Here is a 7,216-nt window from a genome sequence, read left to right on the forward strand (position 1 = left end):
CGGATCAGCAGCGCGTCGGGGTCCCCTGCACTGCGCCGCGCTCGCCGTCGGCCGTCCACGGGAGCCGGGGCAGGCCCTCGGCTCCCGCGGCAGCTCCCTGCTCGACCGCGATGGCGGCCAGGGCGCGGGCGACCGTCGCGGCGAAGTCGCCGCCGGGCGTCGAGCTGTTGATCGAGACGGCCACGGTCAGGCCCGAGACCGGGTCGGAGTAGGCCGCGGTGACGAAGCCGGGCGCGAGACCCGAGAAGCCGCGGAGGGGTCCCGCCTCGTGCCCGCCGAGCCCGGCGCGGAGGTAGTCGGCGCGGCCCTGGCCCTGGACGACCGGGTCCTGCCACATGGCGTCGCCCGCGGGATCGGCCGCGAGACCCGTCGCCAGCCGCCGGAGGTCCTCCAGATCGGTCAGCGCTCCGCCCGCGGCGCCGAGCGCGGACGGGGACGCGGCGGTGACGTCGAGCCGCACGTCGCAGCGCTTCTCCCCGGTCGCCGGGTCCAGCGCGACCGCGTAGCCGCGGGGGGACGGAGCGGGCAGGTCGACCTCGGAGGCGCCGGGCAGCTCCGTGCTGCGCAGCCCGTACCGCGGCACCACGTACTGGTCGTAGAGCTCCCCGATGCTCCGACCGGTCACCTGCGCGGCGACGATGCCGGCGAGCAGCGGACCGGTGGCGGAGTCGGACCACGCCGCTCCGGGCTCGGCCGAGGCACCGCGCACCTGGGCCGCGGCGAGCAGCTCGAGCGTCGGCCACTGCCGCGGGGGGTTCTGGAGCACGGTCGGCCAGAGCGCCGAGCGGAAGTCGGCCAGGCCGGAGGTGTGCGCGCAGAGCTCGCGCAGGGTGAGCCCGTCGATGCCGGGCAGGGAGCGCAGCGTCTCGCCGACGTCGGCGTCGAGGTCGACCCGGCCGGAGTCGGCGAGGGCGAGGACCACGTCGCAGGTCATCGCCTCGGTGCCGCCGGTGCCGAGCCGCAGGTGCGCGTCGGTGGTGAGGGCGGTGGTGCGCTCGTCCGACTCCCAGCCGACCGCGCCCTCCCAGCTGCCGCCCCACGGCGACCAGACCCCGGCGACCGCTCCGGTCGCGCCGGCGACGCCGACCGTCTCGTCGAGGAACCCCGACAGGGCGGAGGCGAGCTCCTCCGACGCCGCCTGCGCGGGCGCCTCCGCCACGCGCGAGGCGGCGGCGGGCGTGCAGCCGGCCAGTGCGAGCACGAGGACCGGGACGACGAGCAGTCCCGTCCGCGTCCGTCTGCGAGATCCCATGCCGTGCGACTCCCCCGTCGTCTGCGAACGGCACCACTGTACGGGGGCTCCGTCGGGCCGGAGAGGGCCGCTGAGCGCGCGATCGCGATTCGTGTCCTGACCGTGACCGGCGGAGTCCACCCCGTTCCCAAACCGGCAGGCGCCGGGTTACGAAGAGAGGGAGTACAGCGCAGAGGCGCTGCTCGAAGGAGGTAAGAGACCATGCGCAGATCCCCCAATCGACTGCTGGCGACTCTCTTCGGAGCCGTCTACGTCGTCGTCGGGCTCCTCGGCTTCGTCGTGACCGGAGGCGTGCAGTTCCTCTCGACCGAAGGCGGGCTCCTGCTCGGCATCTTCGAGGTGAACCCGTTGCACAACATCGCCCACCTGCTCATCGGAGGCGCGCTGCTGATCGCGGGCCTGTCGACCGTCGCCGCGGCGAAGACCGTCAACGTGACCGTCGGAGCGGTGTACCTGCTGCTCGGCATCGTCGGCTTCTTCCTGGTCGACACCGCCCTGAACGTGCTGGCGCTGAACACCGCCGACCACTTCCTGCACCTGGCCAGCGCGCTGGTGCTCCTGGGAGTCGGACTCGGCACCGAGAAGACGGCGAGGACGCGCACCGCCGCGACCGCCTGACCCGGGCGGCACCCGCCGCCCCCCTCTACTCCGTCCGCCGTGGGCCCGCCGTTTTCCGCGGCGGACGGACTGAACGGCCCCGGACGACACGATGCGGTGTGTCGATCCGGGGCCTCCTCTTCTTCCCCGATCCAGCGAAGGAGCCGCCATGACCACCGTGGCCCGCTGCAACGCCGCTTTCGCCGGACTCGGCGCCGGGCTCGTCCACCTCTCGCTCGCCGCCGGCGGCGAGGGCGTGCAGGCCCCGGTGATCGGAGTGCTCGGTGCCGTCGAGATCCTCTGGGCGGTCCTCGTCCTGGCACGCGGCCGGATCGTCGTGCCGCGCTCCGCGCTGGTCGTCGCGGTCGCCTCCCTGGCGGCGTTCGCCCTCGGTCTGGCCCTCGGCGCACTCGCCGAGCCCCTCCCCGCGCTGGCCGCCGCGGTCCTCCAGCTGATCGCGGTCGCCGTGGTGGCCGTCTCGCTCCGCTCTCCGCGCGTCGAGGAGAAGGCCGTCTCGCCGTCGCGAGCTCTCGTCGGACTCCTGGCCGGCGCGCTCACCGTCTCCTCCCTCGCCACCCCCGCCATGGCCGCCTCCTCGGGCGGCTCGGGCGACATGGGCGGGATGATGCACTCCGTCGTCGACCGCGGACACGGGCACTGACGCCCTCTGGTCCCGGCGGCCCCGCTCGGCTAAGGTAAGGCAGACCTCAGTCGCCGAGGGAGGCCACCGTGTCGAACGTCATCCCGTTCTCCGAGGCCCTGCGCCTGCGCATCGGGCAGTCCGGCGCGGACGACGAGGGCGCCGCCTTCATGACCTCGCTGATGACCGGCTCCGGCAGCCGCGACGACTACATCGCGCTCATCTCGCAGCACTACTTCGTCTACGAGGCCCTCGAGGCCGTGGCGGAGGACATGGCCGGCGATCCGGTCGCGGAGCCCTTCCTCTCGGCCAAGCTCACCCGGCTCCCCGCGATCGCGGAGGACCTGCGCTTCCTCGTCGGCGAGGACTGGCGCGAGCGCATCCGCCCGCTGCCCTCGACCAGCGCCTACGTCGACCGGATCCGCACCGTGGCCTCGGGCTGGAGCGGCGGCTTCGTCGCCCACCACTACACGCGCTACCTCGGCGACCTCTCCGGCTGCGCGATCGTCCGCGGGCTGCTGCAGCGGCGGTTCGGCTTCGAGACCAACGGCGTCGGCTTCTTCCTCTTCGGCGAGATCGCCGCACCGTCGGCCTTCCGCGCCACCTACCGCGAGCAGCTCGACGCCGCGGGCTGGGACGAGGAGGAGCGCGAGCGGGTCATCGCGGAGGTCGCGGAGGCGTACCGGCTGACGACGGAGCTGTTCCGCGATCTCGCCCGGACCTGCGCGGCGGCCTGAGGCCCCTGCTCCCACGTCCTCCGCGGGGCGTCAGTCCGCGGACGCCTCCGCGACGGCGGCCGGCTCGGCTCGCCGTTCGGACATGAAGCGCAGCACGTCCTTGTCGACGATGATGTCGCTCGGCCGGAGCGGCCGCGTCAGGTAGAGCCCCTCGAGGCTCGTGATGCGGCTGAGCGCCACGTAGGTCTGCCCGGGGGCGAAGGCGCGCTGCCCGAGGTCGACCACGGCGGAGTCGTAGGTCTTGCCCTGCGACTTGTGGATCGTGACCGCCCACGCCAGCCGGAGCGGGAACTGCGCGAACTCGGCGACGATCTCGCGGGTGAGCTTCTTCGTCGCGGCGGAGTAGGAGTAGCGGTAGCGCTCCCAGGTCGCGGGCTCGACCTCGTGGACCTCGCCGTCCACCTCGACCCACACCGTCCCCGCGACCTTCGTCACCCGGCCGATCGTGCCGTTCACCCAGCGCTGCTCGGAGTCGTTGCGCAGGAACATCACGTGCGCGCCGATCTTGAGCTCGAGGTTCTGGTCCGCCGGATAGGCGCGCCCGCCGAAGTCGCCGCTGATCTCGGCCGACGCGGTCTTCAGCGGGCCCTTCAGCCGCGCGAGCGCCGCCTGGTTGATGCGGTTGACCGTGTCGTTGCGGGTCGCGAGCGTGATCGCGTCGTCGGCCGGAGGCGTCCGCGCGCCCGCCGCGTTCAGCACGTCGGCGATCTCCTTCGTCACCATGCCGAAGCGGACCGCGTTGAGCATCCACTTGAAGCGCTCATCGCTCTGCCGGTGGATCCGGCCGAGCTCGACGATCCGCAGCGGCGCCTCCTGCCAGACGAGGGCGTCGAAGAACCACAGCGAGCGGTAGCGGTCGGCGAAGTAGGCGCGCTCCTCCGGATCGCCGGGAACGGGTGCGAGCTGGAACGGGTCGCCGAAGAGGACGACCTGCACGCCCCCGAACGGCTCGGAGCGCCGCTGCCGCGCCTGCCGGAGGCTGCGGTCGATCCCGTCGAGCAGGTCGGCGTTGACCATGGAGATCTCGTCGATGACGAGCGTGTCGATGGTGTTGAGGAGCTTGCGCAGCTCGGGCGGCTGGTCGAGGTCGGAGTCGGCGATGACGCCGATCGGCAGTCGGAAGAGCGAGTGGATGGTCTGGCCGCCGACGTTCAGCGCCGCGACGCCGGTGGGGGCGCAGATGACGATCTGCTTGTCGGTGTTCCAGCTCAGGTGGTTGAGCAGGGTGGACTTGCCCGTGCCCGCGCGACCCGTGACGAACAGGTGCTCGCGCGTGTTCTCGATGAGGTCGAAGACCCGCTGCTGCTCGTCGGAGAGGGTCGGCTGAGTCACCGCTCCACTGTACCCGCGGGCCGCCGGGACCCCGGGGCCCGGGCGCGGATCAGCCGCGCTTCTGGAGGGCGGCCAGGCGGTCGTTGTAGGCCGTGAGCTCGGCCTCTCCGGTGCGGTCGGCCTGGCGGTCGCGGCGCTTGGTCTCGCGGGCGTCGGAGCGGCTCCACATCATCGCGACGACGATCGCGAGCGCGAGGGTGGGGATCTCGCCGATGCTCCACGCGATGCCGCCGGCCGCCTGCTGATCGGCGAGAGCGGACGTGCCCCAGCCCATCGCTCCGTACCAGTCGGCGAGGAGCAGCCCCTCCCCCGTCATCAGTGCGAGGCCGAAGAAGGCGTGGAACGCCATGGTGCCCAGCAGCAGCAGGAGTCGCATCGCGTAGGGCACGCGGTGCACGCTCGGGTCCACTCCGATCAGGACGCTGACGAAGAGGTACCCGGTGATCAGGAAGTGGACGATCATCCACTCGTGGCCGATGTGGTCCGTGGTGGCCCAGCGGAACAGCGGGGAGTAGTAGAAGCCCCAGAGCGACCCGACGAACAGCAGGGCGGCGACGATCGGGTGCGAGATCGCGGTGGCGAAGCGCGAGTGCACGGCGAGCAGCACCCACTCGCGGGCGCCGCGGGAGCCGTCGGTGCGGCGGGCGGCGGCGCGGGCGATGAGCGTGACCGGTGCCGCCGGGACGAGCAGCAGCGGCACCGCCATGGTGAGGACCATGTGCGAGAGCATGTGGGCGCTGAACAGGTACTTCTCGTACGCGTTCACCCCGCCGTTCGTGATGTAGGCCAGGAGGAGCATGCCCGCGATCCAGAGGATCGTGCGGTGCAGGGGCCAGCGGTCGCCGCGGCGGTGCAGGCGCACCACTCCGGCGACGTAGAACGCGATGGCGAAGGAGCAGACCAGGAGCCAGACCAGGTCGATGTTCCAGAGCGTGAGGAAGTTCATCGCGCTCGCGGGCGGCGGCAGGGGCTCGCCCGTCAGCAGCTGAGCCGGGGTCGGATCCGTGAGCTGGCTCGCGGCGATCTGGTCGACCGGGGTCGCGGTGCGCGCGAGAGCCGCGGCGACTCCGGAGGCGATCCCCATGAAGGCGATCTCGGCGCCGACGAGCCACCAGAAGCTGCGGCCGCCGACGCCGCCGGCCTTCCGCATCCGCTCGATGAGGTAGCGGCGCTGCAGCACGCCGAACAGGCCCAGCGCGACCAGCGCCGCGACCTTGACCAGCACGAGGATCCCGTAGCCGGTGAGCAGGTTGTCGAGAGTGGCGAGCCGGAGCTCGGCGCTGACGTAGCCGGACGCCGCGACCACGACGAAGCTCACGAGCGCGAGGCTGGAGTAGCGCTCGATCACGGGCAGCAGGCGGGAGCCGCCGAGCAGGGGCCGCAGGGCGATGACGGTGATGAGGCCGCCCAGCCAGATCGCCGCGAAGACGAGGTGCAGGCCCAGCGCCGTGACGGCGGCGTCGTGCCCGCTCGCTCCCGCCGCGTGCCCCTGCTGCGCCATCGGCAGCAGCGTGAGCAGGGCCAGGCCCGTGACGAAGACGAGCGCGGTCTGGTTGCGGACGGCGAAGCAGAGGACGGTGACGACGGCCGCGAGCAGGGTCGTGATGAGCCAGGCCTGGCCGACCTCGATGCTGCCGATGAAGTAGCTGAGCTTGGTGCCGAAGTCGCGATCGAGGCTCAGTGGCGTCTGCGTGACGTTGAGGAAGGTGAGGAACCCGGTCACCGCGCTGGCCGCCGCGAAGAAGGCGGCGCTGGCGGCGGCGACGTCGAGGGCGATCGAGAACTCGGTGCGCGGCTCGGGCGCGGCCTCGCCGGGCGCGGGGCGCGCGGGGGCGACCGCGGTGCGCGTCGATCCGGCGCGGGAGGAGGACTGGCCGCCGCGCGAGGACTGGCCGCCGCGCGAGGAGGCGTGAGCGGTCGAGGCGCGGGACGAGGATCGGGCGTCGCGGGCGGCGGCGGCGCGGGGGCTCAGCGCGAACAGCGTCAGCACGAGCGAGCCGATCATCCCCGCGGCGCCGAGATTGACGGCCAGCTTGGCGATCGGGAGGCCGTACCGGACCACGGGGCCGGGATCGTTCAGCAGCGGAGCCGCGGCTCCCCCGCCGAAGGCCAGGGCCGCGAGGAGGGCGACGAGCGCTGCGGCGACGAGCACGAGCGCAGGGCCGACGATCCGGACGGTTCGATTCACCGGTCCAGCCTACGTTCCGCGGCTGATCGGCAGCCGCGTCCGCGGACGATCGGCGGCCGCGTCCGCGGACGACGACGGCCCCGGCGCAGTGCCGGGGCCGTGTCGGAGGGCGCGACTACTTCGCGGCGGCCTTGAGCTTGGTGCCCGCGGAGACCTTCACCGAGTGGCCGGCGGCGATCTGGATGGTCTCGCCGGTCTGCGGGTTGCGGCCGGTGCGCGCGGCGCGGGAGGTGCGCTCGACGGCGATCCAGCCGGGGATGGTGACCTTCACGTCGTTCGACACGGAGTCGGCGAGGGTGGTGAAGAGCGAGTCGAGGACGCCGTTGACGGCGGCCTGGCTCTGGCCGGAGTCGGCGGCGATCTTCGCGACGAGCTCGGTGCGGTTGAGCGACTTGTCAGCCATGGAGTGTCCTCCCAGGACGTTCTCGCTGTCGGAACAGCTGGTTTCGATGGATCGTCCTCGGCCGGGG

Annotated in this window: 7 protein-coding genes; 3 read left to right on the forward strand and 4 right to left on the reverse strand. The window is 72.7% G+C overall.

Annotation, left to right across the window (positions count from 1 at the left end; translation table 11 throughout):
• Positions 1-4: 4 nt before the first annotated feature.
• Positions 5-1,252 (reverse strand): serine hydrolase, encoded by a 1,248-nt coding sequence (locus C5D66_RS12070; RefSeq protein WP_104255352.1) that lies wholly within the window; start codon positions 1,250-1,252, stop codon positions 5-7.
• A gap of 201 nt (positions 1,253-1,453) precedes the next feature.
• On the opposite strand from C5D66_RS12070, the gene C5D66_RS12075 reads away from it, so the two are divergent.
• The 3 genes from C5D66_RS12075 to C5D66_RS12085 all read left to right on the forward strand — a co-directional run bounded on the left by C5D66_RS12075 (position 1,454) and on the right by C5D66_RS12085 (position 3,226).
• A complete protein-coding gene (locus C5D66_RS12075; RefSeq protein WP_104246935.1) occupies positions 1,454-1,870 on the forward strand; it encodes a DUF4383 domain-containing protein in 417 nt (138 codons plus the stop codon).
• A gap of 148 nt (positions 1,871-2,018) precedes the next feature.
• Complete coding sequence (locus C5D66_RS12080; protein ID WP_104255353.1) at positions 2,019-2,510, forward strand: hypothetical protein; 492 nt, start codon at positions 2,019-2,021, stop codon at positions 2,508-2,510.
• A gap of 68 nt (positions 2,511-2,578) precedes the next feature.
• Entirely contained in the window at positions 2,579-3,226 is a 648-nt protein-coding gene (locus C5D66_RS12085) for a heme oxygenase (biliverdin-producing) (protein WP_104226125.1), read from the forward strand.
• Positions 3,227-3,256: 30 nt separating this feature from the next.
• Here C5D66_RS12085 and C5D66_RS12090 read toward each other — a convergent pair whose 3' ends face one another.
• From C5D66_RS12090 to C5D66_RS12100, 3 genes are all read right to left on the reverse strand, one after another.
• A complete protein-coding gene (locus C5D66_RS12090; RefSeq protein ID WP_104222908.1) occupies positions 3,257-4,558 on the reverse strand; it encodes an ATP-dependent RecD-like DNA helicase in 1,302 nt (433 codons plus the stop codon).
• Positions 4,559-4,607: 49 nt separating this feature from the next.
• Positions 4,608-6,746: a bifunctional copper resistance protein CopD/cytochrome c oxidase assembly protein gene (locus tag C5D66_RS12095; protein WP_258061402.1), complete on the reverse strand. Its 2,139-nt coding sequence runs from the start codon at positions 6,744-6,746 to the stop codon at positions 4,608-4,610.
• A 115-nt stretch (positions 6,747-6,861) separates the two neighbouring features.
• A complete protein-coding gene (locus tag C5D66_RS12100) occupies positions 6,862-7,149 on the reverse strand; it encodes an HU family DNA-binding protein (protein ID WP_056037903.1) in 288 nt (95 codons plus the stop codon).
• Positions 7,150-7,216: the final 67 nt, after the last annotated feature.

The organism is Rathayibacter sp. AY1B4 (assembly GCF_002932815.1).
GTDB lineage: Bacteria > Actinomycetota > Actinomycetes > Actinomycetales > Microbacteriaceae > Rathayibacter.

Coding starts and splice junctions, on each gene's coding strand:
- C5D66_RS12070 (WP_104255352.1), bottom strand. CDS start 1,252: ATGGGATCTCGCAGACGGACGCGGACGGGACTGCTCGTCGTCCCGGTC.
- C5D66_RS12075 (WP_104246935.1), top strand. CDS start 1,454: ATGCGCAGATCCCCCAATCGACTGCTGGCGACTCTCTTCGGAGCCGTC.
- C5D66_RS12080 (WP_104255353.1), top strand. CDS start 2,019: ATGACCACCGTGGCCCGCTGCAACGCCGCTTTCGCCGGACTCGGCGCC.
- C5D66_RS12100 (WP_056037903.1), bottom strand. CDS start 7,149: ATGGCTGACAAGTCGCTCAACCGCACCGAGCTCGTCGCGAAGATCGCC.